We start from the raw sequence: 23,267 nt of genomic DNA, 5'->3' as shown, positions 1-23,267 counted from the left end.
TCAATGATGGGTGATACCCTCTAAGGGTATCGTCCGAGAGAGCAAATCAGGGAAAAACAGCATTTTTGGTCTCAAACAGAATTTTTCAAACTTGACAGCTATGGAGGAAATCCCAAACCGTGCAAACTAAGCCAGTTCAGCAAAAAATTCAGGGACTGGGAAGGTACGTTGACGGGACTTTCCCGATCGCCCAACAACCCGCAGAGGCAACCGTGTCGGAGAGTAAAGACAGATTTCGGCGGTTTGTGGAGCGCTCCGCCGAGGCCGTGGCAATGGTAGATTGTGAAATGCGCTATCTGTCGGTTTCTCGTCGCTGGGAAACAGATTGCGGGTTGGGCGACGGCGAGGCCATCGGCCGATCTCATTGGGAACTGTTCCCGAATCTCCCGGAATATTGGGAGCAAAATGCCCAGGCTTGTTTGAGGGGAGTTTTGGAATACAGCGAGTTTGTGGCAGGGCGATCGATCGCATCTGTATCAGGAAAAATCGCAAGCGGCTGTGTTAGCGAGCCGGTAAGATGGGTATTTCAACCTTGGAAAAATAACGAAGGTGCGATCGGCGGTTTGATTTTGTTTGCATCTAAGGTAGGTGAGGCTTCCGCTCAAACCAATTGCTATAATAAATTTCAGTCCGAGGTCAAAAGTAAGCAGTTAGAAACAATACCGCAACTAACTCAAATTGCCCTCGAAAATGCTGCTGATACAATCTTTTTTAGTACCTCCGACGGTCAAATTTGCTACGCGAACAAAGCCGCTTGCCATCTTTTTGGCTACTCGGAATCGGAACTGCTAAACATGAGGGTTAGCGACATCGATTCGCGGTTGCCAGCATCGGATTGGCGAGAACACTGGGCTCTTCTCAAGCAACAAAACAACCTCACTTTTGAAACCAGTTACAAAACCAAAGACGGCGCCAGTTTTTCCGTCGAAGTTAAAGTCAATTATTTAGTATACGGCGGCTGCGAATACCGCTGCGCGATCGCCCGCGACATTTCCGCCCGCCTCGCAGCAGAATCAGCGCTCGTAGAGGCAAAAGAGCAACTTCAAGCAGTTTTGGACGCGGTGCCGGGATTAGTTTCTTGGGTAAGTTCCGATTTGCGTTATTTGGGAGTAAACCGACATTTAGCTAGCGCTTACAAAATGCCAGCCGAACTATTTTTCGGTCAAAAAGTAGGTTTTTTAGAGACAAGTCCCAAATTTAACGATTTAGTATACGATTTCTTTGCAAACCATAAAAAGAAAACATCTCAAGAAGTAACAGCGAGCATCAGAGGAGAAAATAAAACTTATCTAATAGTGGCTCAAAAATACCATAATAATACGGCGGCGGTATTTGTGGGATTGGATATTACAGACAGCAAACAGTCTCTTTTAGCTTTGCAAGAATCCGAAGAACGCCTGCGACAACAAGCGGCAAAATTAGAGCAGACGCTGTTAATTTTGCAGCAAACTCAAACTCAACTGATTCAAACAGAAAAGATGTCATCTCTGGGGCAGTTGGTAGCAGGAATAGCCCACGAAATTAACAATCCAGTTAGTTTTATTTCTGGCAATGTCAGCCACGCCACTGGCTACATTCAAGAACTGCTGCGAACGATCGAGCTTTACCAAAAGTATTATCCCCATCCCGTGCGGGAAATTCAAGATTTGATAGAAGAATTAGACTTAGACTTCATCAAAAAAGACTTGCCAAAACTGCTAAATTCCATGAAAGTCGGTTCGGAAAGGATTCGCGATGTCGTGCGATCGCTCCGCTTGTTCTCGCGTACCGACGAAGCCCAAATGAAGCCGGCTGATATCCACGAAGGTTTGGATAGCACTGTGCTGATTTTGCAAAATCGCCTGCAAGCTAAAGGGGGACGGCCAGGAATTTCTCTAGTTAAAGAGTACGGAGATTTGCCACGAGTTCACTGCTATGCGGGACACTTAAACCAAGTGTTCATGCACTTGTTGACAAATGCGATCGACGCTTTGGAAGAAGGGGGGAGAAATGCCGAAAAGTATGGTAAAATTCAAAATCAGTCTTACTTAGCTTCAGCCAAGTCGAAATCTGAAATATTCAATCCCGAAATTCGGATTCGGACTTCCGTGGTAGGGGAAAACGAAGTTACGATCGCCATTAGTGACAACGGCCCTGGCATGACTGAAGAAGTCCTCGACTGCATCTTTGACCCTTTGTTTACCACTAAATGTTCAGACACGAGCACTGGTTTGGGTCTAGCAATCTCCCAGCATTTAGTAGTAGAAAAGCACGGCGGTAAGTTGCACTGTGTTTCGCGTCCGGGAGAGGGAACGGAGTTGATAATTAAAATTGCGATCGGCAACGATTAATTGGCTATTTACAAATAGGAAATAAGATGGTAATTGAGTGGCTAAAATTTAAAGTACCTCAAGAAAAGTGGGAGCAGTTTATTCAACGAGATCAGGAAGTTTGGACGGCGGGACTAAAAAGTTGGGACGGTTTTTTAGGCAAAGAAATTTGGGTAGATCCGGTGGAAAATGAGGTGGTGATGTTGATTCGCTGGGAAACTAGGGAGAAGTGGAAGTCGGTTCCGCAAAGCACAATAGATGAGTTGGATGCCCAAATGGGCGATTTGCACATTGCGATCGCCGAAAGTCGCGAATATCAAGTTCGCAAGTTTTTACATTAGTTAGTCACCAGTCAGTTGAGCGTGGTAATTTTTGAAAGATTAATCATGCGTTTTACCTTGATTGTACCGCAGACATCGATTTGGTATTTGGTGTGAAGGGCGATCGAGCTGGGTACAATCATCGCAGTGTTTGGTATCTGGTGTTAGGGGCGATCGCACCACCCCTTGCTTTCCACCTATGCAACCACAGATAACCTGGAAACTTTCGGATCTGATTTGTTGTGCTCTATGCGCTACCTAAACAGTGACAGACTTGGCAATTTTTGCCAGCAATCGCAACGCTTCATTGACAGAAGCTGAGTCTCGAAATATTTCTGCTACGTCTGGATCGAGAATCACAACATTACTTGATTTCATATAGGCTTCATAGTATTTGCCACGGACACCACCTGAAAAATCGTATTCAGGTCTCATCTCGTCATTAATTGTTACTTCAGGTTCCTGACTCATAGCTTTTTCTCTCTTGTCGGGTGGCTAAACGGGCGCTGATTAAACGCACTTCACCTTGTCGTTCTGTATGGGACACAACAAAAAGGCGCTGTAAATTTGATTGACCGATCGTTAAAAGACGGAACTCACCTACAGAGTGGTTAGGGTCAGAAATTGTAATAGCCAGTGGATCTCCGAAGACAGTGACAGCTTCTTCAAAAGACACACCATGCTTTTTGGCATTACTAATCGCTTTGTTTGAGTCCCACTGAAACTTCATAGATCTATTGTACTCTCAAGCAGAAGAGGGAGGTTGGCAATTGCCTAGGTTACTGCTCTATTTTACTATTTAGGGCAAAATGGCGAAAATCAAAAATGTCAATGTGACTGACTTCTAGGAACTCATAGACTCTGAGGAATGTTGAACTGCTGCTGTAGCGCTGTCATGGCTTTCTCGACTGGGATTCCTTCACCTCGATCGAAGCTTTCGAGTCCTTTGCGAATGCCGATGATAGCTTCGAGGTAGTCGATTCGTTCTAGCAGTTGTTCGTAGGTATTAAGTTGGGGGTTTGGAGTGGATTTTAGCGATCGTACCAAACTGAGAAGATCCGCAAGCAGTTCGTCAGGGGTGCTATCTATTTCTTGGATGAGGAGTTCTTTGATGGTCATCGCGGCATCTCACGAGGATTGATACTTTGATTGTAACGGCGATCGCTATGAGTTTTGATGGGCGATCGCACTTGGTAGAATCATCGCAGTGTTGGGTATTTGGTGTGAAGGGATCTCGCGATCCCTTGGACAAGCCTTGCAAGAGCGCGATCGCACGCTACGCAATCTGCCCGATCAATGGCAATGATTTTGAGATATACTTGTACCTAAATATAGGAGGTAAACTTTACACTTTGAGTTTAGATCCGAGTAGTTTAGATGAAATTCGAGAAGATATCGCTAAAATTGCCAGTCGCTATGGGGTCTTTCAATGTGTTGAATGCAGTCAGGCTATCAAAGAGTTCTTGACCATCAGAAACCTAAATGGTAAGCAGATTAAACTGGATTTAGAAAGGCAAGACCTACCTTGGTCAGTGATTTATGATTTACGACGACAGCAGCAAATTGCTACTAATGGCTACCATCAAGGGATATCAATTACAATCGACGAACAGGAAATTGTGTTTGATAATATAGATTGTAGTGGCGTGAATCGGCAGGAATGGCTACAAAATTTAACATCTCCTACTCTGGAACTGGGCATGGGAAGCTTTAAGATTATAGAAGAGGAGTTTTGAACTGCAAAATTTGCAGTTATTTTAAAAATATTGAGGTAAAAAATGCACGATTTATATACCCTGATTGAGAAAATAAAGAAAGCTCCTTCAATGTACTTGGGACGACATTCAATTATTTGTCTTCAGGCTTTTTTATCGGGTTACAGCGTTGCTAAATATGAGTTAGGAGAACAGCCAACGAAACAAGATAGCGATTTTATGCAGTTTCCTGAATGGATACGAAAAAGATTCAACGTGCAGACTAGCCAATCTTGGGCTAACGTCATTCTGTTTTATTCTGAGGATGAAAGCAAAGCACTTGATAAGTTTTTTGAGCTGTTATGTGAGTTTATGGATCGTCATGCTTCGGCTGATACTTTAAGCGAAGGCGGATTAGATATAGAGGAAAAAGCGCAAGTTCTTAGGAGTTGATAGAAAGGGCGATCGCACTTTATTTGTTATGGGGCGATCGCTCTTTTATTTTAGGCGATCGGTCATCAGAAACAAGAAAGGGCGATCGATATGAGTTTTTGTGGGGCGAGATCCTTCCTCCTTACTCTGGCGATGTTAAGATCCAGGATTCCAACTCAAATGGCTGAACTGCTTGAATCCGTTGGAAGTCTCGATCGGCCGTCACTAGGGTGAGTTGATGCTGGATTGCAACGGCGGCAATCCACAGGTCATTTTCGCCGATGCCCAATTGAGTCATGTTGGTTCTACGGCGTTGGGCTTTGTCTTTTGGGGCGTAGCGATCGAAAACTGCCGCTTTAAGATTGCCGTAAATTTCGGCGGTGGTTTCGTCGATGGGGTAGATGTATAGCCCAAGCAGGAAGCGTTGAACTAGGGCAAGATTTACCTCTCGTTGTTGCGATCGCGCCGCCATGTCAATCAGTTCACCCTTGACGATGGTGCAGGTGGCGATCGACTCATCCCCAAGGTTGGCAAGGCGATCGAGTAATTGAGTGTTGCCTAGTAGGGCATAGCTACAATGGTTGGTGCCCTTGAAGAAACATTATTCAAAGGGATTGGGGCTGTAGTCAAATTCGGTTTCGCCGCGTGAGTTTTGGACGGCTTCTAGACATTCTTGGAAGTCGTCACCTGACCAAGTGCCGATTGTCTTGAGGTGAGCGAGGAAGGATTTAGCAGATGCAATCGAAGGTTTGGTGGAGAGAGATGTCACGAAGGTGAGGGCTTCAGCAAGCCTTGTGCTGGGCAAAGCTTCGATTGCTTGGAGGAGTTGTTCTTTGATGGTCATAATGGTGTGCGGGGGTTCTTGACTTATGGGCGATCGCTCTTTCATTTTAGGCGATCGGTCATCAGAAACAAGAAAGGGCGATCGGTCTTGATGCGCTATCGGGCGATCGCACTTCCACGTTGATCTAAACTGGAAGCTTGGTCTTGAGGTGTACAAGGTCTTCAAGCTGTTCACGAAAGACTCTAACTCGCTCAAACAAGGTTTTTCCAGTGTCTACTAAAGCTTTGGGAGGAGCACTGACTTCTAGATTGGCGATACGCCCCTTAATTGCCATCCGAGCATAGAAAAAACGCCATCTTTGCCTGTTAATCTGCACCACAAACCAGAGCAAATCGTTGAGGCTCATCTTGTACTTGGGCAACAAAACCCGAACTGAACTGCCACCGTTGCCCCTTGCCATAAATGACCAGGGCTGTAACGCTGCTTTGCCAAAAGCAGTAATCGTGATGCCGCCTTGCTCAAACACCTCCTCTGGAACAGGATCAATCAAGCTGATAATGCTGTTGGTCGAGTCACCACTACTTATATAGGGAATCGCGCCTTCAATGTAATTTTTTTCACCTATCGAGCGTCCATTCTTAATGTCGAAGTATTTGGAAAGTGTTCCATGAGTTCCATAAGGTAATTCATTACCGTCATCCTCTTCATCTGCAACCCCAAAATCTTCAAGAACAACATCAGCCAAGTCTGGCATCAAAGTCACCGCTTCAAAGATGCCGCGCATAGCTTCACTTCGTAAACGTTCAAATTCGCGTTCTGAGAGTTTAGGTTGAGGTAGCCATTGTTGTGGACTCCACTCGATATTGCTCATGGGAGAATGTCACATCCTTCTACGACTGTGACTAATTCAGAAATCACCGTTTGACCTTTCATAAAAACATGAAATTGGTTGACAATCTCATCAATCTGATTGCCTGCTCGTTCCACACGCTTACCCTTAAGCTTTTCATATCCATCATTCCAAATTCGCGCCATGAATATTTTGTCAGTTGAGGCAAGAGGTACATGAGCTTCAGCAACCATGATCGAGGTTGGTGCAGCAGTCGGGTAAAATAAGTCTTCAGGAAGGCTAATCATGGCGAGGAGTTTATGTTTGAGTAGAAAACGTTGTCGCCATGCGTTGTGATCCATATCGGCGAAAATTCCAGCATATACAACTACAGTCAATAATCCACCTGGTTCTAGTGCATCCATTGCTCGGTCAACAAATAGATACTCCGGCTCCTCGTCTTGGGAAAACGGCGGGTTTAGAAACGCTCTAGTGCATCTACGATTTACAATCGAGAATATATTTTCGTCAAAGCAGCTTTCGTTATAAATATGACTTTTACCATCTCCTCGAAAGAACATATTGAGCATCGAAAGCGCCCAAACAGTCGGATTAGTATCAAAACCAATAATTGAATCTTTGACCTTCTCAATTTCAGCAGCACTACGAGCTTGTTGCATCATGGCATCAAATGCAGCAACGAGAAAACCGCCTGTACCCGCAGCAATATCAATAATCCGATCTCGTACACTAACTCCAACTAATTCGGCACACATCCGCGTAATATGTCGTGGTGTGAAAACAATTCCCAGGGCATTGTTATCATAGCCATAACGCAAAAATGCTTCATAGAACATTCCCAAAAAATCAGCATCCGTTTGTATGACTGAGCGAACATTGAGGCGTTTTAGTGTATTGACTACTCGACCAATATAAGGAGAAAGGCGATTAAAATCTGCCCCGGATAAACGAAGAGCATCTTTGAGTCGTTGTTTATTTTTATCTGGTAATTTGTGGGCGCCATTAATAGCACTTTCAGCTAGTGTATTAACTGAGGATAACGCATTAGTAGGAGTTGTATCAATTTGTCCCTGGTACATAGCCAAAACTAAAGCACCAATCACTTTAGGACGAAGTGGAGCTTCTATTTTCGCAGTGCGTAGAATACGACTTGTTTCAATTGCGGCATCAACAAACTCAGCTTGTGATGGTACACTAACTTTTGTTGAGCCATTATCGGTTTTCAGCGCAATTTCAATTTCTGCTTTGGTTGGAAAAGTAGTTAGGGCGAAGCCATGTGAAGTGAGAGAAATCCATCCCTGATGAGTCAAAAAAGAAACACTGATCTCAAACCCTTTATCTTCTTCTCCCGCAGCACCAACCGCTACTTTGATACTGTATTTACCTGTTGCATTGATTTTTTCAGCGTAATCCTCTGCTTCCTTTTGTGCTTGTTTTAGTTTACCTGCTTCGTTTTTTGCCTCGACAATAATCGTGGGATCACTTACCAAACAGAAAAGAAAGTCCGGGCGTTCGCCTTGAAGACCAATATTATGGAAATAAGCCTCAATTTCTTGCTCCTCTAAAACATCTCCTCCGCTACTAACGTGACGCAGATCCCAACCACGACGTTCAGCTTCACGCCGAACATAATAACGACAACGATTTTCCGATCTTCGATTTTGTTTTGGAGCCATGCACTGTTAACAAGCTAACTATTAATGAGAACGCAACTGCGCTCTAACACACTGTTACAAGGTATAAAACTGCAAGCGTTAAATATCTCAATTTACGCTTTAATACTTCTCCTATTTTCCTTGGCAATCAAAGCTTTGTCTAGCCAAAAATGCTGGATTTTGTTGGCAATTTTGTTGGCTACTCCAACTCGCCTTATGTAAAAAATGTTTGTAAATGCCAGAAAATGTTGGAAAATGTTAGGTATAATACGGAAAATCACAACATCCACCATACTGCATGAATCTTAAGGAAGTGTTAAAAATGGCTGACGAGATGGTGTTTGCCAAAACCGGTCAGCACCTCGATAACTTACAAGAGGCAATTCTGCGAGGTACCATGCAAGGTGAAAAATACACCAAAATTGCCGATGATATTCACTGTAACGAAAGTTATGTGAGGGATGTTGGCTCAAAGTTATGGCCGATACTTTCAGAAGAGTTGGGAGAAGATGTTAATAAAAAGAATTTCCGATCGGCAATAGAGAGATTGCAATTCTCCTTATTCTCATCAAATGTTGCACAAGACTCTGTGCAAATTAGGAATATTAGTTTTTGTGGAGAAGGTAGACACCCGCCAGATATACCAAACTCACACCCACCAAATCAGGAAACAGCTAACGCAAAACCAACCAAAACTTTACATCAAGATTTAAGCGAGATGCCGGAGTTGGGTAATTTCTACGATCGCACCCACGAACTCCAAACCCTCACAACCTGGATTCTACAACAAAACTGCCGCCTCATCACCCTCACCGGTATCAGCGGCATCGGCAAAACATCCCTAGCAGTACAACTCGTACAACAAATCAAAAACGAGTTTGAGTACGCAGTTTGGTACACACTAGACGAATTCCCCACCATAGATAAATTGCAATCCAACCTAACACAGCTTTTTTCCCAGTCAGAAAACCCTGATTCATCCGCAACAAACCAGAAACCCTTACCGCTGATTAAATATTTACAAAACCATCGCTGTTTAATAGTCTTAGATGACATTCACAACCTTTTCTGTAGTGGCGAATTGGCAGGAAAATATAAACCAAAATACGAAGAATATCGCTCCCTATTCAAACAAATAGAAAAATTATCCCATCAAAGTTGCTTTCTGCTAGTCGGTTGGGAACCGCCGAAAGAAGTTCCTCAACTCACCAGCGAAAATACTCCCATTCATACCTTACAACTCACTGGTTTAGACACCGCAGCCGCACGGGAAATCCTCAGAGATAAAGGATTAACAGAAATTGATAACTGCGAAGCACTCATTCACCGCTACCAAGGCAATCCGTTATGGTTAAAAAGCGTGGCGACTTTGATTCAAGAGTTGGGAATCGGCGCGACAGAGTTATTAATAGATGATACCATATTGTTACCAGAAGATTTGAAAGATGTTTTACAGCAGCAGTACGATCGCACTTCCGAACTAGAAAAACAAGTTATGTCATTGTTGGCGACAGAAAACCAGCCAGTCAACTTCGCTAAATTGCTACAAAATGCACAAATATCATCATCCGATTTGCTAAACGCATTGCAATCTCTATCGCGGCGCTGCTTGCTCGAAAAAGAAGCAAGTCTTTACACTTTGTCAACTGTACTGAAGCAGTATATCAAAACTCGACGATCGCACTTAACAAACATCGACAGTGAATAAACATTTCAAACAACACCGCTTGTCAACTCTTGTTTCCTCAAATTCGGCAACAATGCCAAAACATCCAAATACCACCACCAACGCTGAGGTGTAATCTCCTCAAATTTGCGCTTCTGCATTAAATCCACAAATCTCGACAACTCCTCATAAAACTCCCTTGCTTGTTCAACTAACCGTCGATCGGCATTTGCTAATAAACCTTTCTCTTCCTCACTCAGTTGAGATTCAACTTTTGCCAACTCATCTCTAAGTTGCAACATTTCTAAATGTTCAGCCCCACTCACATCAGGAAATTCAACCATTACACAATAGTTTTTTACCAAAGTATTCATAACAAATCCTTAACTAAACCTACATAAATAAACATTGAATTAGCCAGATAGCTTTCCGGTTCCTTTGGAGGAAAAGCCGTTTCTAAAACTCCATCCAAGCCCATCATTACCAGCCATATTGTGTTGTTTACACTGCTGGTAACTGTCGGATAAAACGTTTCTCCGTAGACATACACATAAACTTTAGCATCAGCATCCCTCACAATAAAACTGATAACTCCATTATATTCTTCAAGGATCGCATCCGGCCCTAAATGACCTAAATTAATCCTTTTGAGTAAATGAGACATTGCTTTTCCTGGTTTCCAGAAAATTCCGTCTCTCACCCGCTCAATTGCCTGCACAATCTCTAATTGCCTACCTTCATCAAAAATCAACTTTAACCTTATCTGAGAAAAACTGAACTGCAAACAAATATATCATAACCTATTGGGCATTATGGCAAAATTGCTACAAAACGGACAAATATCATCATCAGATTTGCTAAACGCCTTGCAATCTCTATCGCGGCGCTGTGCGAGCGAAAAACAGGAAAGTCTTTACACTTTGCCACCTGTACTGAAGCAATATATCAAAGGGTTGTAACGGAGATGTCGCACCAATATCAATAAGGGGCTTTTTCGTGGGTGGGGGCGGGTTTACGAGATTGTTCGTTTTAGGCAATTATTGTTGGTGAACCCGCCCCTACAAATTTTTGACAGAGGGTAAGATTTCAGTTATACCCAATCCGGCTTAAACACCTCCTTTATTTCTTAGTCTGCAGAGGCAGACTTTGTTTGACAAGAAGCGGTTTCAACCGCCCCATCATAAAGAGTGGTGACTGTGCTATCATAGAATACAAAACTTATTGAGTCGAGTTATATGACCACAATAACTACAGTCACAACAGCCTCAAAACTCGCTGATTACTACCTCTGGTTCGCGAATGATGTAGGCTCCTATCTCAGCAACCACAAGCTACAAAAACTATTGTACTACGCCCAAGCATGGTATTTAGCCTTTGAGGATACACCGCTTTTTGATGAAGATTTTGAAGCTTGGGTGCACGGGCCGACTATCCCGGCTTTATTTTATGAATACAAAGAACAATTTGACTGGAAGCCAATTCTGAAAGAAGTCGAAAAACCAGAGTTTCCCAAAGAAGTACAAGAGTTTTTAGACGAGTTATCCGACGAGTATTTCTTTTGCGATGCCTATGAGTTAGAATTGATGGTGCGCCGTGAAGACCCTTGGATTAAGGCTAGAGGGAATTTGCCAAAAGATGAACCTTCTCGTGCTATTATTACCAAGGAATTAATGAGAGATTTTTACAAAACCCGTGTCATCGAAGAAAATTAAAAAAGCAGATATACGCCGCCAGCCATCTTTATCTAGCATCAATCGTCTGGATGTAAAAATACCGGAAGGAATTAGTTTTTCTTTCCGGTATTATCAGGATGATAAAGATAAGTTTTCCATTGGCGGTAGAGATGCTAAGTATCTAGCATCTCTATTGAGAAGGCTGCGCGATTTGTCACAATTGAATGCTCAAGAAATTATCAATAATCAGAGTAAAAGTCTGCGCTGTCATGGCATAGTTTGGAAAAATACTACTCAACCTAATGGCTTTGGCATTCCCAATGAAGACGAGCTAGTAAATGTTCCCTACCAGTTTCAAATATCTGCTAATGAATACGGCAGGGTGCATGGCTTTTTTAGTGAAAATGTTTTTTATATTGTCTGGCTAGACCCAGACCACAATCTTTACAGTTGAAATTATGATAAATTTTGAAAAAAACACAATATTCCACATTCCCGACAACTTCGGCGAAATTGGAAATCTAAAAAAAGAACGTTACTCATCAGTCATTTTCAGGACTTACGCATCAAAGCCAAAGAAACCGGGTTTTTCAGGGAATCTGTGGCTGCGACCAAATATTCTCGCAAAAAACCCGGTTTCTGGGACACCATGCGTCCAGGACTAATTTTAAGAAAATTTTGCATAGAGAGCTGAAATAAAATTCACGCTTAAAAAGCCTACTCCTAGTACGAGAATGATAAAGATGGCGATACTGAAAATAGACTTTAGCCGATCGCCAATTCCGGGTTTTTCTGAGTTCATTGGTCAATTTTTACAGTAAATTTGAGAGGGGGAATTGAGAAAGAGTAGATTATACCAATGGGCGAACAAAAAGGCAACTCCCGACAAGCTCCAAACGACGATCGCCCTGAGTAGGTCGCATTTTTTAACTTTTAATCTAAAATCTAAAATCTAAAATAGTCTTAGGCATTTTTCGGTGAGCCTGGGCAGCCCGAAGTCGATCGCCCGAACCCGATCGCGCTAACTCCTGTAAAATAGAGGGCGCGTGGGGGCGAAGCTTTTAACAGCCGAAATTAGGGGCGATCGCCACAGGCTCCCAAATACATAATAATATGTCAGTCATCCTTAACTTACTCACAAAGGTAAAAATAGAAGAGTGCCAAGAAATAATCTAAAACATATAACTGAAAAAAGGATAGAAATCGATGCTCCACCCAGTCTCGCAACCTTACCCACAACGAGCAAATACTATGACCCAAAGAGCCGTGCGGAAGCCAAAACCCTCTGTTGCAAACCACTTGAGACCAAGTTTTCCTCAAAGGCACTGGCTGGAGATGGCAGAGTACGCCTCTCTGGCGGCCTCTGGTGTGGGTTCCCTGGCGGTGGCAGTGTCGGGTCAAGCTTTTTACGGGGTTGCTCCCCTAACTTTGGCTTTGTCGCTGAATGTTGCTAACCGGTATCGGTTCGAGCAGCAAGTGCGGGTGCATCAAAATTCGGAAATGGCCCAAGTCCAAAAGTCTGTCAATAAAGTCGAAAAAACGGCGGTGACGGTAATTGTTAAATTACGCAAGCAGTTGTCTGCAGATATTGCAGCGCTGCGCCAGCAAATGGCTGCACTACCTAGGCATGAGGCTGTTGAGGAGTCGATCGATATTCAGCGGCAGTTACTGAGTTTAGGAGAGTCGGTAGCTTCTTTGCAAGAAATCGTGGCGTCTGCTGTGCTCGATGTCCGCCAGCAGGTGAGCGAACAACTGCAAGATTTATCGGTTGGCCAACGGGCGAATCTCCAAGCTGTGGAACAGGCTATAGAGCAACTGCAAAGTGCGACGCAAGGCTTGGCAGAAACTTCTATCACCAGAGACGACTGGGAAGTAGTAAATACTAGATTTTTGGAAATCCAGAAAGTCATGGCCAATTTGCAAAGCCAACTGCAAGCTCCCGCACACCAATCGAGTGCGGATTTGTCGATTGTCCAAGCTCAAATCCACCGTTTGGAACACGAGCAGCAAGAAGTTGTCAAACCTCACCTCAAGCGCTTAATCTCAGTTGTCAAGGAGTTGCAGCACACACCAGAGAACCGTCAGTAGTCATTAGTCAGCAGTCATTAGTCATCAGTCAGAAGGAATACTTTTGCCCTCGGACACGCTCGACACTCTCCGACTCTCCGACTCACGCCCGATCGAGTCCTACTTTTTCGACAACTGTGTTAAAAGATTAAAAGCTAATCTGTCTAGTTCAACTGTTTTCAACCTGTTACAAGAAAAATCAATGACTGCAACCGTAACTATTGCTGATAACCCGTTACTAATCGGTCAAGGATTGCCCCCATTTGACGCGATCGAACCACAACACGTAGTCCCCGCCATCACCCAACTGCTGACCGAACTAGAAGCCTCGCTAGCTGCCTTAGAAGCCTCTGTAGAGCCGACTTGGAGCGGCTTAGTAGAACCATTGCAGCGACTCGGAGAGCGTTTAAATTGGAGCTGGAGCATTGTCGGACATTTGATGGGCGTGAAAAATAGCCCGGAACTGCGATCGGCTCACGAAACAGTGCAGCCGGAAGTAGTAAAATTTTGGAGCAAGCTCAGTCAAAGCAAACCGCTTTATGAAGCTTTTAAAGCGCTGCGGGCAAGCGAAAATTGGGACAGCTTAGAGTCAGCTCAAAAGCGAATTGTCGAAGCCGCTCTCCGAGACGCCCAACTCTCCGGCGTCGGTTTAGAAGGCGAGCAAAAAGATCGTTTTAATGCCATTCAATTAGAATTGGCCGAAATTACTACCCAGTTTTCTAATCACGTCCTCGACGCTACCAAAGCATTCAGCATCACCCTCACAAACAAAGACGAAATTGACGGTTTGCCACCGAGTTTGTTGAGTTTAGCAGCTCAAGCCGCTCGCAGCGCGGGCGAAGAAAATGCGGATGCCGAAAACGGCCCTTGGCGGATTACTTTAGACTTTCCGAGTTACGGCCCTTTCATGCAGCACAGCACCCGCAGTGACTTGCGCGAAAAGTTGTACAAAGCTTTTATCGGCAGAGCAAGTAGCGGAGAATTGAATAACTGGCCGTTAACCGATCGCATTTTAGCTTTGCGCCAGGAAAAAGCTGCTTTGGTAGGGTTTAGCAGTTATGCCGAATTGAGCTTGGCGAGCAAAATGGCTCCCGATGTTGCAGCAGTGGAAGCTTTGTTAGAAGAATTGCGTCAGGCTAGTTATGATGCTGCTGTCAAAGATTTAGAAGAATTGAAAGCTTTTGCTGCCGAAAAAGGCGCGGCGGAAGCTGGGGATTTGAAGCACTGGGATATTGGTTTTTGGTCGGAACGGCGCCGGGAAGAAAAGTTTGCTTTTAGTGCCGAAGAATTGCGGCCTTATTTTGCTTTGCCACAGGTATTAGAGGGATTATTTGGATTAGTAAAGCGGCTGTTCGGTGTGACAGTAACTGCGGCGGACGGTCAAACTCCTGTGTGGCACAAAGATGTGCGCTATTTCCAAATAGATGATGCAGCAGGAAATACGATCGCCAATTTCTATTTAGACCCCTACAGTCGCCCCGAAGAAAAGCGCGGCGGTGCTTGGATGGACGAGTGCGTGGTGCGCGCTAAATTTGTCGAAGCGGGAAAAACAACTACGCGGTTGCCGGTGGCTTATTTGGTGTGCAACCAAAGTCCTCCGGTTGACGGCAAACCGAGTTTAATGACTTTCTTGGAAGTCGAAACTTTGTTTCACGAATTCGGTCACGGTTTGCAGCATATGCTGACAACGGTAGACTATCCGGGGGCTTCGGGAATCAATAATGTTGAGTGGGATGCAGTGGAATTGCCCAGTCAATTTATGGAAAATTGGTGTTACGATCGCGCGACTTTGTTCGGGATGGCAAAGCATTACGAAACCGGGGAAACTTTGCCGGAACACTACTACCAAAAACTGCTAGCAGCGCGCCACTACATGAGCGGCACCGTCATGCTCAGGCAAGTACATTTTAGCAGCGTTGACATCGAATTGCATCACCGCTATCGATCGGGCGGCAACGAAACTGTGGCCGATGTCCGCAACCGTATCGCTAAAACTACGACTGTTTTGCCTCCTCTGGAAGAAGACGCATTTTTGTGCGCTTTCGGACACATTTTTGCGGGCGGGTATGCGGCGGGGTATTACAGTTATAAATGGGCTGAAGTGCTCAGCGCTGATGCTTTTGCGGCGTTTGAGGAAGCGGGTTTGGAAGATGAAAGTGCGATCGCATCTACAGGCAAGCGCTTCCGAGATACAGTGTTAGGATTGGGCGGCAGTTTGCACCCGATGGAAGTGTTTAAAACTTTCCGGGGACGCGAACCGAGCACTAAAGCTTTGTTGAGACACAGCGGTTTAGTTGCTGCTTAATCTGGCTTAATCTAATCTGGAATAATTGGGGATTAATGCGGGTGAATTTCTTTGCATTAATCCCTGTTTTTTTGTTGAATAAGATTTGGGCATATGCTGTATGTTTAGGGTGTTTATACAGCATATTCCATGTATATGTAGTACACACTATCTTGTAGTAAATAAGGTGCGGATACACCCATCAATCTGCAAGTTCTATTTAAAAGGTCGATAAAACTTACAGATTGACGGGTGTATCCGCACCAAACAGCAGGCGATCGCTCTTCTTGTGTGTACCACATCTACATGGAATATGCTGTATCTCAAATGAGTTCAAAAGAACCACTCTTGACACGATGATCCTTTATATCTTGCCCTTAAAGTCAAGTACAATTTATCCCAAATTAGATGAGCTTACCCTGCTGTTTCAACCCCCATACAGTCCGGAAGTAAACCCCATAGAATGACTGTCGGGCTACGTAAAAAAACATTGAAATGGTTGAGATTTGACCAAATAGAAGAGTTGAGAGCAGCGGAGAAAAAATAGTTAAATAAGTTGACGTTGGAAGTTATTGCTTCTTTGAGGGGATGGAAATTTATTTGATAGGATATCTCTGTAGCAGGACTTTAGGAAATTGGTAAGCAGTCGCGCATTTAAATTGTATATTCAGGGCGGGCAGGACGCCCATCCCACAAGACTTTGATTTTTTTTTGACATACAATTTAAAGGCCGCAACAGCTTATAAGTCGGCGCTTTAAAACGCCACTATGTAAACGATGTAAAATGTCTAAATGATCTCTACTGGCTAACTTAAGCCTATTTACATACTGTTACAGTATTCGGTTTAATCCCGCCTACCTACTTAAAACCCCTGTTAGTTTTGCCAGTTCCGGTGGAAAGGAAAATGAGTTGGTCGCTCCATTGTTTATAGTTGCTGTGGGATCTGATAGTTGCCAAGAAAATGTAACCCACTAAAGAATACTTGATAACCTATGGAACAAGTGCGATCGCCCAGTCGAGTTGGATGCTATTAAGTTTGAGAAAAACATCTAAATCTAATGACGATCGCTCGCCTCAACCATTGCCTTTACAAAACCTCCGATTTCCGTGGCTACCTTAATGAAACCTGTCTCAATCATAGGCAGAAGGATTCTTAAGGCAGTTGACTGTACGCCAAAACCATATCGGGAGCATCACATACTTGACTTTCGGTGACTGGATTAGGCCGCGTTGAGTAGGCAATAGCGTGCATATGTTTTACGCGAGCTTGAAAAGTCTTCTCAAATGTGTGCTGTTGAGCAAACTTGAGGGACTTGAACGACATCGATTTAATTTCTTCCCGGTTGTGGCTGAGTTCTGCAATTTTCTTCGCCATCTGTTTAGGCTGATTCATTGGCACAACCCATCCCGTCTCCGACATTTCTGCAATTCCCTCGAATGCTTCGTTAGCATAGCCAACAATCGGCACGCCAGCAGCCATAGTTTCTATGTAAGTACAAGAAGGATCGCCCTGCCGGTGACAGCAAACAAACAAATCAATATTGTTCTTCACAAAGGGGAAGAAATCTGTTTTAAAGTCAGGCACTCCAAGCATTTTTACACAATCATTAAGTTGATTGGCCGCTATTTGCTGGTGCATCATCTCTTCTAATTCACCAATACCACTGATGAACATTTCAAATTTCACCTTCAGTTGTTTGAGTTCTTTAGCGACCTCAAGTAAATGATCTGCTCCTTTCATCTTAATTAGGCGACCTGAGAATACTAGCCGCAGAGGCATATCTGGAGAGCGGTTTTCAGTGCGCCGTTCAATATCAGCTTCTGTTGCTAACATATCCTCGCTAATCCGCGTGTCAAAGAAAAACTGTGGATTGCGATTGATATGCTTGTATTCTTGGTAAGTAGGGGTGCCGTTGCACTGCAATCCATCTGCCATTGCGATTGCCTTGCGCTGCTTATATTCCTGAATGTAAGTCCAAATAATTCTTCGCAAACGGAGCAAGGGATTGCTCGTACTCACATTCACGATTTGTTTGCGAGTTTTCAGACTGTATTCGGAAACGTAAATACACGGTACTCCCGCTATTTTACACACTTTACTGATATGGTTCTGTCTGTATTCCGGGGCTGCCAATACCAGCGAACTCTGATGCTGATGTAGTAAAGCTGGGGTGATTTTGTCAAAAGAAATTATTTCCAGTTTGAATGGCAATTCATCAAGTTTGAATATTTTTGAATCTATCTGGTCGTTGTCTTTTTTCGTTTCTTCCATCATCACCGTAATAGATCCCGACCAATACTCGGCTAACTCACCAACTGCTTCAATCAATTTGCGGGTGAGTAAAACTTCACCGTTTGGCAAAAGCTTTACTTTGAGTGGCTGTACGATAGTCAGATTGTTGTTAGTAAGCATAGGTTAGGGACTCCCTGATTGTAAGTTTTTACGGTTGATGCGGTAGTGAATCTTTGCTGTTCTTGGCAAGGGCTGTTTATCAATATAACAGACATTTACCGAATTTTAATTTCGCCGCCTGATACGAGAAGCATTTCAGACTCGGTTTCGGAGATATCTAATACTTAAGATTGATTCAGCAACTGGATTAGACCTTTATTATTTAATGGGAGGTCTGTTTGATATGTAGCAATCATCTGCGATCTACGTATAAGTGTCAATAATCTTTTCCGAGCTTTACTAAATCTTTATAGTTTAGGGGTAAATTATAAAGAAAAGTGCAATTTTAGGGTGAATTTGGTTAAAGCAATGGCTGTTCTAAGTATTTTTACTTAAGTAAAATCATCTAACTAGCAAGAATGAGCGCGAGTTGCGAATACGGCGATCTCAATGCTTTAAGTAAGTCGATGGGAAAAAACGCCCCTAGGTAAACGAGGGCAAAGTCTCCAAATGCTCTCTAATGGCTGACTTAAACCTGTTTACATGGTGTTACATTATGCGGTTTAAGCAGGTCTACGTAATGAAACCATAGATTTATAACAAATTTATTATAAACTTTACATAAATATATATCTTGTAATATAATAATATTTTTTGACAATTACCCTGGCGAAGTAGAAGGAGTAAAAAAAATTTTTACCCCTTCTGTCTTCGCTAATGCGAAGCCTTGATGCTGAACTTTTCTTTTATAAACCGGATATAAAGGTGCTTGAAAGCCGACTTCACCACGCGGGGCATACCAAAGTCGATCGCCATCATGCTTTCGGGCAACTTCCAATCCAAAACCTTGAGATTTTCCGGCTGCAAAAGCGGAAAATCAATCGCCTCTAAATTCGAGCAAAGCCCCAATCTCATCGCCGCAGCTACAGTGGGAACCGCCTCCGGATCGGCATTAATAATTTCCACTAAAGTTCTGTCCAAAGCAAACACATCATCAGAGGCGGCCAAAATTCCCAAAAACTTAGGTTCGCCCCCACTTGGCCCGTTACCTTCGTGACCGATAATTCCATCCAAAATCGTCAAATTTGGGTTAATTGCCCGAGCAGTTTCTACCAGCATTTCACCGAATCTGGCGCTATCTTTGCCAGCTTCCATGTGCCACCAAGCCTTCATTTTGCCGGGAACGCAGCCGAACAAATTTTTCACGCCCATTGTCACCGTTAATTGAACGTGAGATTTGAGTTTGGGCAAATTAATCACTACATCCGCTTCCATTGCTTCTTTGCAAATTCGCAGATGATTGAAATCTTTGCTGACTGTTTCGTAGCGTTTTCCTTGAAACTCAACAACTGGCAAATTCAGTTCTTCCAACAGAGGCAAATAACCATTAGCTTTTGCCACACCCATCGCGCTACCAAAAGCCGGACTATCGCCTAAAAAGGGTTTTCCTCCCGCCTCAATGACCATTTTAGCGACGCAGTAAACCAATTCTGGGCGGGTGACACATTCTTTTGTAGGGCGAGAACCGGTGAGGAGATTGGGTTTGAGTAAAACCCGATCGCCCGATTTGACAAAAGCCGAGATTCCGCCCAAGGGTGCGAGCAAACTTTCTAAAGATGTTTGTAAAATTTGGCGATCGTAGGAATTGGCCTGAATTAAGCTAACAGCAGACATAATTATGAATTCCTTGGTAATTGGTTATCGATCTGGAATAATATACCTCTTGCAAAAAAGATATATGTTATCATCACAGGTGTTAAATTGAATCCCCTAGAGCCAACTCATAATTGTAAATTGCTGACAACAAATTACAAAGCAGACCATAACGACTCGACAATATTTTAAAAAATTTGAGACTTCGATTAACCTGTTCAATTCCCTATTCGCTCCTGTGCTAAAACTCTATTGTAGTCTTTTTCTCAAAGATACAGTTTCCCCTTTTTAGGTTGATTTTTAGGGAGATAACTATTGGTGCGCTCATTCTTTATCCCTTGATAGCCACTATCTTGTAAGCTATTTGTTTCGGGATGAAAATTAATTTTATTTTTTTAGTCGAATTAAAATCGTGGTAATGCTCCGAGCCAAAAGCAGTGAGGAGTTGGGATTCAATCAACTAAAGCAAACATTTTCATTATATCATAAAAATCTTTTGCAAGAGGTCTAATAGGGACTTCTCCAGTGCGCTTTTGAGGAGATATCGCAGGAGTCACCCATTTTTTTGCACCTTCCAAAAATAAATCATATCAAATCCTTGATAGCAAAGGATTTGATATGAAGCGAATACTCTTCGCCAGGATTGGGTATAGCGCGGTTTCTACAATTTGTCGATCGACCTTTTGGCTTGCTCTGCCAGATTTTTAACCGCATTTTTTGCATCTTCTGCTGCGTGGCGGGCAGCCGCTTCGGCTTGTTTGGCTTTGCCTTCAACCTGGTCTTTTCTGTTGCCCGTAATATTACCTAAAATTTCCTGAGCTTTGCCTTCTAAATTTTTGCCGATCGCCTTCGCTCTGTCTTCTGTAGTCATGATAAGCTCCGTTTGGCAAGTTGCTATAGTAACATTGTAAAATTAACTCACCTGCAATTGCCTTTAACTTCATATTAATTTATATTCTGCTTGACCTCGGTCTTCTGCTGATGATTTACTTTGTGCAAATTACTCACTCACAAAGCGAAGGCTTCCTTTTTTTTACCACTGAATACGTCGGCCAAATTCGTCATAACTGAGATGTTGCACCATTCTCAAGAACGGGCTCTCCGGCCCGTTCCACAAAAGATAAATTTTCTTGTGGAACAGGCCGAAAAGCCTGTTCATAAAAGCCTAATTGAGAATGGTGTAAAATATGAGTCCTAAAAAACTATTTCAAACTCGCCGCAGCAACTTTAATCGGTTCGAGTAATTCTAACGGCAAATGCAGCATATTCAATTGGGTGCTATCTGCGGCTTTCCTTTCCGGATCGGGGCCGTGATAATCGCTGCCACCAGTTGCTAGCAAACCGTAATGAAGACACAAATCTTTTAACTTTTGGATTTGGCTAGAACTGTGGGTGGGATGGTATACTTCAACTCCCATTAAACCAGCATCTACTAATTCTTGTAAAACTTCCTCAACACCGCCGCCGCGAAATAAATAAGGGTGAGCCCAAACTGGTACTGCGCCGCAACTTTTCAGTAAATCAATGCCTTCGACGATCGAGAATTTCTCGTAATGCACATAAGCCGGGCCGTCATCTCCCAGCCAGCGATCGAATGCTTCCCGCGATGATTTGGCGTGACCGGCTTTTACAAGTGCAGAGGCAATGTGAGGCCTTCCCGGTGCCATTCCTGGCGATGTTTTTGGCAGTTCGATCGCGTATCCCATTGCTGCTAATTTTTCGACCATTTCCTGCGATCGGCGAAACCTTCCTTCCAGGCGATCGTTCAAAGGAACGCGCAACTTATTTGCATCAGGATAAAAACCTAAAATGTGCAGGGAACGGCCGTTGTGAACGGTGCTGAGTTCTAGTCCGGGGACTATTTCAATACCGTGCAAAGCAGCAGCGGCGAAGGCTTCATCCCAACCCGACATCGTATCGTGATCCGTGACAGCCAAGGCGCGAACCCCCGATGAAGCGGCCGCGGCTACGAGTTCGGCAGGAGTGAGAGTGCCATCGGAATAAGTTGTGTGACAGTGGAGTTCTAGCATTTTTTTTGGTAAGTTAAAGTCTGCGAAATCTGCAATTATTCCCCTCACTCACGCCACATATATCGTCATACTATTTTAGATTTTAGATTTTAGATTTTAGATTGGGCATGAGTGACAATATAAGGGTTGGGAGCTTGTCTACTGTTGCATTTTTTTTCGTAACTGGTTTCACAACCAGCAACATTTTTTTTATGTTTATCGTTATTTGTAATAACTTCTTGCGCCTTTAATGGGTACACATTTATGCTTATTCAAACTCGGCATGACATGGGTTTCAGCCCGCCTTTGCAGTTTAATTTAGATGCAGAACACCTTAGCTATTTCTTGATTTCTCGCATTGGGTAAAGCACACCCTCTGGCAATTTGGGAGGAACCGGCGATATTTCAATACTTTGTATGTTGTGAACTGGGATAACTACCAGTTTATCTGCCAATTCGAGAATTACCGGGTCTGCTGTCAACATTTTGTGCAGGCGAGTCCCTAAAGTTGCTTGCTCTCCTACTGTTCCCTCTGGCGCAATGAACTGGAAGTGTTGCTGTTTGCCGTTGGTATAGTGGATTGTCAGATTGATAATTCCTTCTTGGTTGGTTGCTTGCATAATTTTTTTTCCCTAACAGTCGATCGGGACTTGGCAAAATTAACAATAAATCAAAACTGGCGATCGCACCACCGTTGGAAAGCTCGTTGCAAAGCTTTTGACCAAACCAGGCTGTCGGTACGAAAGTCCGGTTACTGCTAATTTTACCACAAAAACTGTACGGAAACTCGCCAACTTACCCAGTATACAATTGGCAGTCGCGCTGTCTTCGCTCCTTAATGCGCGAGCTCCTTCGCCAACAATATTTGGTCGATCGGGCTTTCTTCTATGCCAGTTGGCAAAGTGGCTCAATTTAGCCTCTGTAGCGACTTGACTCAAAGCGGTCTCAAGTCTTACAGCAGAGGCATTTGAGCGCTTTGGGTGTCAAGGTTTTTCGAGGTGGGAACTGTGGAGGTTAGGATAGTGGCATTCTGCTTTCACTGCCGTAGAAGATTTTTTTATAAATTAATAACATAACATTCAGGTACAGCTTATGAAATCCACACTTTGTTTTCCCGAAACTTCTCTTCACTCTAACGCAGTCACTGTTAATAATAATGTTATTGACTCTTGTATCCTTACAGCTTGGATTGACTTAGTAGGAGGAGATTTTGAGAGCTTGGGAGGAGATGATTGGCTTCCCTTGTGCGGCGACATTGATGACGGCGAAATTTACCGGGAATGGTTTTTGTGGCAAGACAGCGAAGTGACTCAAGAATGGGAAGCTTACGATCCCATTACTAATTATCGAGTTGTGGCACCTAGCCGAGAAATGATGATTGCTAAAATCGACCAAATAGAAGATACCAGAACAATTTAGTTGAGAAGGAGAAGGTTAAATCTTGATTTTCAACTTTAATAAAAATTATGTAAACAAAC

The 23,267-nt window shown here is 43.5% G+C and carries 26 protein-coding genes and 3 pseudogenes; 11 read left to right on the top strand and 18 right to left on the bottom strand.

Annotated elements, in window-relative coordinates:
- Positions 1–119 precede the first annotated feature (119 nt).
- Together QUB39_RS08335 and QUB39_RS08330 are read left to right on the top strand one after the other, a co-directional pair.
- The gene (locus QUB39_RS08335) at positions 120–2,330 is read left to right on the top strand and encodes a PAS domain S-box protein (RefSeq protein WP_333055913.1); all 2,211 of its coding nucleotides are present in this window, start codon (positions 120–122) and stop codon (positions 2,328–2,330) included.
- Between the two features lie 26 nt (positions 2,331–2,356).
- Positions 2,357–2,650 (top strand): TIGR03792 family protein, encoded by a 294-nt coding sequence (locus QUB39_RS08330; protein ID WP_333055914.1) that lies wholly within the window; start codon positions 2,357–2,359, stop codon positions 2,648–2,650.
- 237 nt (positions 2,651–2,887) lie between these two features.
- Here the strand turns inward: QUB39_RS08330 and QUB39_RS08325 are convergent, their stop codons facing one another.
- The 3 genes from QUB39_RS08325 to QUB39_RS08315 form a co-directional block, all read right to left on the bottom strand.
- On the bottom strand, positions 2,888–3,100 hold the full coding sequence (locus QUB39_RS08325; RefSeq protein WP_106147613.1) for a hypothetical protein: 213 nt from the start codon (positions 3,098–3,100) through the stop codon (positions 2,888–2,890).
- Positions 3,084–3,359 carry a BrnT family toxin gene (locus QUB39_RS08320; protein WP_333055915.1) on the bottom strand — a complete coding sequence of 92 codons (276 nt, stop codon included), beginning with the start codon at positions 3,357–3,359 and terminating at the stop codon, positions 3,084–3,086. Before QUB39_RS08320 ends, QUB39_RS08325 begins: the two co-directional genes overlap by 17 nt.
- Before the next feature lie 122 nt (positions 3,360–3,481).
- Entirely contained in the window at positions 3,482–3,748 is a 267-nt protein-coding gene (locus tag QUB39_RS08315; protein ID WP_194011533.1) for a prevent-host-death family protein, read from the bottom strand.
- Positions 3,749–3,774: 26 nt separating this feature from the next.
- On the opposite strand from QUB39_RS08315, the gene QUB39_RS08310 reads away from it, so the two are divergent.
- Both QUB39_RS08310 and QUB39_RS08305 read left to right on the top strand, forming a co-directional pair.
- Positions 3,775–4,365 carry a papain fold toxin domain-containing protein gene (locus tag QUB39_RS08310; RefSeq protein ID WP_333208119.1) on the top strand — a complete coding sequence of 197 codons (591 nt, stop codon included), beginning with the start codon at positions 3,775–3,777 and terminating at the stop codon, positions 4,363–4,365.
- A 42-nt stretch (positions 4,366–4,407) separates the two neighbouring features.
- Positions 4,408–4,776, top strand: a complete 369-nt coding sequence (locus QUB39_RS08305) for a hypothetical protein (RefSeq protein WP_333208117.1) — start codon at positions 4,408–4,410, stop codon at positions 4,774–4,776.
- A gap of 121 nt (positions 4,777–4,897) precedes the next feature.
- Here the strand turns inward: QUB39_RS08305 and QUB39_RS08300 are convergent.
- The 4 genes and pseudogenes from QUB39_RS08300 to QUB39_RS08285 all read right to left on the bottom strand — a co-directional run.
- Positions 4,898–5,287, bottom strand: a pseudogene (locus tag QUB39_RS08300) (type II toxin-antitoxin system VapC family toxin); the annotation flags it as partial.
- 69 nt (positions 5,288–5,356) lie between these two features.
- On the bottom strand, positions 5,357–5,644 hold the full coding sequence (locus tag QUB39_RS08295) for a hypothetical protein (RefSeq protein WP_228042137.1): 288 nt from the start codon (positions 5,642–5,644) through the stop codon (positions 5,357–5,359).
- Between the two features lie 79 nt (positions 5,645–5,723).
- Positions 5,724–6,410 (bottom strand): hypothetical protein, encoded by a 687-nt coding sequence (locus QUB39_RS08290; RefSeq protein ID WP_194011529.1) that lies wholly within the window; start codon positions 6,408–6,410, stop codon positions 5,724–5,726.
- Positions 6,407–8,065, bottom strand: coding sequence for an HsdM family class I SAM-dependent methyltransferase (locus QUB39_RS08285; RefSeq protein WP_194011528.1), 1,659 nt, complete (start codon positions 8,063–8,065; stop codon positions 6,407–6,409). Before QUB39_RS08285 ends, QUB39_RS08290 begins: the two co-directional genes overlap by 4 nt.
- Positions 8,066–8,342: 277 nt before the next feature.
- On the opposite strand from QUB39_RS08285, the gene QUB39_RS08280 reads away from it, so the two are divergent.
- On the top strand, positions 8,343–9,752 hold the full coding sequence (locus QUB39_RS08280) for an ATP-binding protein (protein WP_333208115.1): 1,410 nt from the start codon (positions 8,343–8,345) through the stop codon (positions 9,750–9,752).
- 5 nt (positions 9,753–9,757) lie between these two features.
- Here QUB39_RS08280 and QUB39_RS08275 read toward each other — a convergent pair whose 3' ends face one another.
- Together QUB39_RS08275 and QUB39_RS08270 are read right to left on the bottom strand one after the other, a co-directional pair.
- Complete coding sequence (locus QUB39_RS08275) at positions 9,758–10,084, bottom strand: hypothetical protein (protein WP_333208113.1); 327 nt, start codon at positions 10,082–10,084, stop codon at positions 9,758–9,760.
- A complete protein-coding gene (locus QUB39_RS08270) occupies positions 10,081–10,461 on the bottom strand; it encodes a hypothetical protein (RefSeq protein ID WP_333208111.1) in 381 nt (126 codons plus the stop codon). The genes QUB39_RS08275 and QUB39_RS08270 overlap by 4 nt, the downstream gene beginning before the upstream one ends.
- Before the next feature lie 61 nt (positions 10,462–10,522).
- On the opposite strand from QUB39_RS08270, the pseudogene QUB39_RS08265 reads away from it, so the two are divergent.
- From QUB39_RS08265 to QUB39_RS08255, 3 genes and pseudogenes are all read left to right on the top strand, one after another.
- Positions 10,523–10,669 (top strand): annotated as a pseudogene (locus QUB39_RS08265) (ATPase); the annotation flags it as partial.
- A gap of 276 nt (positions 10,670–10,945) precedes the next feature.
- A complete protein-coding gene (locus tag QUB39_RS08260) occupies positions 10,946–11,422 on the top strand; it encodes a type II toxin-antitoxin system antitoxin SocA domain-containing protein (RefSeq protein ID WP_333208110.1) in 477 nt (158 codons plus the stop codon).
- Entirely contained in the window at positions 11,403–11,837 is a 435-nt protein-coding gene (locus QUB39_RS08255) for a hypothetical protein (RefSeq protein ID WP_333055923.1), read from the top strand. The genes QUB39_RS08260 and QUB39_RS08255 overlap by 20 nt, the downstream gene beginning before the upstream one ends.
- A 213-nt stretch (positions 11,838–12,050) precedes the next feature.
- Here QUB39_RS08255 and QUB39_RS08250 read toward each other — a convergent pair whose 3' ends face one another.
- A complete protein-coding gene (locus QUB39_RS08250) occupies positions 12,051–12,185 on the bottom strand; it encodes a hypothetical protein (RefSeq protein WP_333098282.1) in 135 nt (44 codons plus the stop codon).
- Between the two features lie 449 nt (positions 12,186–12,634).
- Between QUB39_RS08250 and QUB39_RS08245 the strand changes: the two genes are divergently transcribed.
- Together QUB39_RS08245 and QUB39_RS08240 are read left to right on the top strand one after the other, a co-directional pair.
- Complete coding sequence (locus tag QUB39_RS08245; RefSeq protein WP_333055925.1) at positions 12,635–13,471, top strand: hypothetical protein; 837 nt, start codon at positions 12,635–12,637, stop codon at positions 13,469–13,471.
- Positions 13,472–13,652: 181 nt separating this feature from the next.
- A complete protein-coding gene (locus QUB39_RS08240) occupies positions 13,653–15,755 on the top strand; it encodes a M3 family metallopeptidase (protein ID WP_333055926.1) in 2,103 nt (700 codons plus the stop codon).
- Between the two features lie 113 nt (positions 15,756–15,868).
- Here the strand turns inward: QUB39_RS08240 and QUB39_RS08235 are convergent, their stop codons facing one another.
- The 8 genes and pseudogenes from QUB39_RS08235 to QUB39_RS08200 form a co-directional block, all read right to left on the bottom strand.
- Positions 15,869–16,036 (bottom strand): hypothetical protein, encoded by a 168-nt coding sequence (locus QUB39_RS08235; RefSeq protein ID WP_333055927.1) that lies wholly within the window; start codon positions 16,034–16,036, stop codon positions 15,869–15,871.
- Positions 16,037–16,888: 852 nt separating this feature from the next.
- On the bottom strand, positions 16,889–18,148 hold the full coding sequence (locus tag QUB39_RS08230) for a glycosyltransferase (protein ID WP_333055928.1): 1,260 nt from the start codon (positions 18,146–18,148) through the stop codon (positions 16,889–16,891).
- A 693-nt stretch (positions 18,149–18,841) separates the two neighbouring features.
- The gene (locus tag QUB39_RS08225; protein ID WP_333055929.1) at positions 18,842–19,801 is read right to left on the bottom strand and encodes a DUF362 domain-containing protein; all 960 of its coding nucleotides are present in this window, start codon (positions 19,799–19,801) and stop codon (positions 18,842–18,844) included.
- A gap of 82 nt (positions 19,802–19,883) precedes the next feature.
- Positions 19,884–20,225 (bottom strand): annotated as a pseudogene (locus QUB39_RS08220) (transposase family protein); the annotation flags it as partial.
- Between the two features lie 216 nt (positions 20,226–20,441).
- The gene (locus QUB39_RS08215) at positions 20,442–20,651 is read right to left on the bottom strand and encodes a CsbD family protein (protein ID WP_333055930.1); all 210 of its coding nucleotides are present in this window, start codon (positions 20,649–20,651) and stop codon (positions 20,442–20,444) included.
- A 331-nt stretch (positions 20,652–20,982) separates the two neighbouring features.
- On the bottom strand, positions 20,983–21,810 hold the full coding sequence (locus tag QUB39_RS08210; RefSeq protein ID WP_333208107.1) for a PHP domain-containing protein: 828 nt from the start codon (positions 21,808–21,810) through the stop codon (positions 20,983–20,985).
- 317 nt (positions 21,811–22,127) lie between these two features.
- Positions 22,128–22,409, bottom strand: a complete 282-nt coding sequence (locus QUB39_RS08205; protein WP_190740781.1) for a hypothetical protein — start codon at positions 22,407–22,409, stop codon at positions 22,128–22,130.
- A gap of 39 nt (positions 22,410–22,448) precedes the next feature.
- Complete coding sequence (locus QUB39_RS08200) at positions 22,449–22,727, bottom strand: hypothetical protein (RefSeq protein WP_333208105.1); 279 nt, start codon at positions 22,725–22,727, stop codon at positions 22,449–22,451.
- 154 nt (positions 22,728–22,881) lie between these two features.
- Here QUB39_RS08200 and QUB39_RS08195 point away from each other — a divergent pair, with 154 nt between their 5' ends.
- Positions 22,882–23,208, top strand: a complete 327-nt coding sequence (locus QUB39_RS08195) for a hypothetical protein (protein ID WP_333055934.1) — start codon at positions 22,882–22,884, stop codon at positions 23,206–23,208.
- Positions 23,209–23,267: the final 59 nt, after the last annotated feature.

Source organism: Microcoleus sp. AT8-B5, from assembly GCF_036705565.1.
Lineage (GTDB): Bacteria > Cyanobacteriota > Cyanobacteriia > Cyanobacteriales > Microcoleaceae > Microcoleus.
The sequence above is the reverse complement of the archived record's forward strand: the minus strand, read 5'-3'. Positions and strand labels throughout refer to the sequence as shown.

Bases quoted from the DNA above. Each gene is read 5' to 3' on its own strand.
- QUB39_RS08330 (WP_333055914.1), top strand. From the start codon at position 2,357: ATGGTAATTGAGTGGCTAAAATTTAAAGTACCTCAAGAAAAGTGGGAG.
- QUB39_RS08325 (WP_106147613.1), bottom strand. From the start codon at position 3,100: ATGAGTCAGGAACCTGAAGTAACAATTAATGACGAGATGAGACCTGAA.
- QUB39_RS08320 (WP_333055915.1), bottom strand. From the start codon at position 3,359: ATGAAGTTTCAGTGGGACTCAAACAAAGCGATTAGTAATGCCAAAAAG.
- QUB39_RS08315 (WP_194011533.1), bottom strand. From the start codon at position 3,748: ATGACCATCAAAGAACTCCTCATCCAAGAAATAGATAGCACCCCTGAC.
- QUB39_RS08305 (WP_333208117.1), top strand. From the start codon at position 4,408: ATGCACGATTTATATACCCTGATTGAGAAAATAAAGAAAGCTCCTTCA.
- QUB39_RS08295 (WP_228042137.1), bottom strand. From the start codon at position 5,644: ATGAAAGAGCGATCGCCCATAAGTCAAGAACCCCCGCACACCATTATG.
- QUB39_RS08290 (WP_194011529.1), bottom strand. From the start codon at position 6,410: ATGAGCAATATCGAGTGGAGTCCACAACAATGGCTACCTCAACCTAAA.
- QUB39_RS08285 (WP_194011528.1), bottom strand. From the start codon at position 8,065: ATGGCTCCAAAACAAAATCGAAGATCGGAAAATCGTTGTCGTTATTAT.
- QUB39_RS08280 (WP_333208115.1), top strand. From the start codon at position 8,343: ATGAATCTTAAGGAAGTGTTAAAAATGGCTGACGAGATGGTGTTTGCC.
- QUB39_RS08275 (WP_333208113.1), bottom strand. From the start codon at position 10,084: ATGAATACTTTGGTAAAAAACTATTGTGTAATGGTTGAATTTCCTGAT.
- QUB39_RS08260 (WP_333208110.1), top strand. From the start codon at position 10,946: ATGACCACAATAACTACAGTCACAACAGCCTCAAAACTCGCTGATTAC.
- QUB39_RS08250 (WP_333098282.1), bottom strand. From the start codon at position 12,185: ATGAACTCAGAAAAACCCGGAATTGGCGATCGGCTAAAGTCTATTTTC.
- QUB39_RS08245 (WP_333055925.1), top strand. From the start codon at position 12,635: ATGACCCAAAGAGCCGTGCGGAAGCCAAAACCCTCTGTTGCAAACCAC.
- QUB39_RS08240 (WP_333055926.1), top strand. From the start codon at position 13,653: ATGACTGCAACCGTAACTATTGCTGATAACCCGTTACTAATCGGTCAA.
- QUB39_RS08235 (WP_333055927.1), bottom strand. From the start codon at position 16,036: ATGTGGTACACACAAGAAGAGCGATCGCCTGCTGTTTGGTGCGGATAC.
- QUB39_RS08230 (WP_333055928.1), bottom strand. From the start codon at position 18,148: ATGCTTACTAACAACAATCTGACTATCGTACAGCCACTCAAAGTAAAG.
- QUB39_RS08225 (WP_333055929.1), bottom strand. From the start codon at position 19,801: ATGTCTGCTGTTAGCTTAATTCAGGCCAATTCCTACGATCGCCAAATT.
- QUB39_RS08215 (WP_333055930.1), bottom strand. From the start codon at position 20,651: ATGACTACAGAAGACAGAGCGAAGGCGATCGGCAAAAATTTAGAAGGC.
- QUB39_RS08210 (WP_333208107.1), bottom strand. From the start codon at position 21,810: ATGCTAGAACTCCACTGTCACACAACTTATTCCGATGGCACTCTCACT.
- QUB39_RS08205 (WP_190740781.1), bottom strand. From the start codon at position 22,409: ATGCAAGCAACCAACCAAGAAGGAATTATCAATCTGACAATCCACTAT.
- QUB39_RS08195 (WP_333055934.1), top strand. From the start codon at position 22,882: ATGAAATCCACACTTTGTTTTCCCGAAACTTCTCTTCACTCTAACGCA.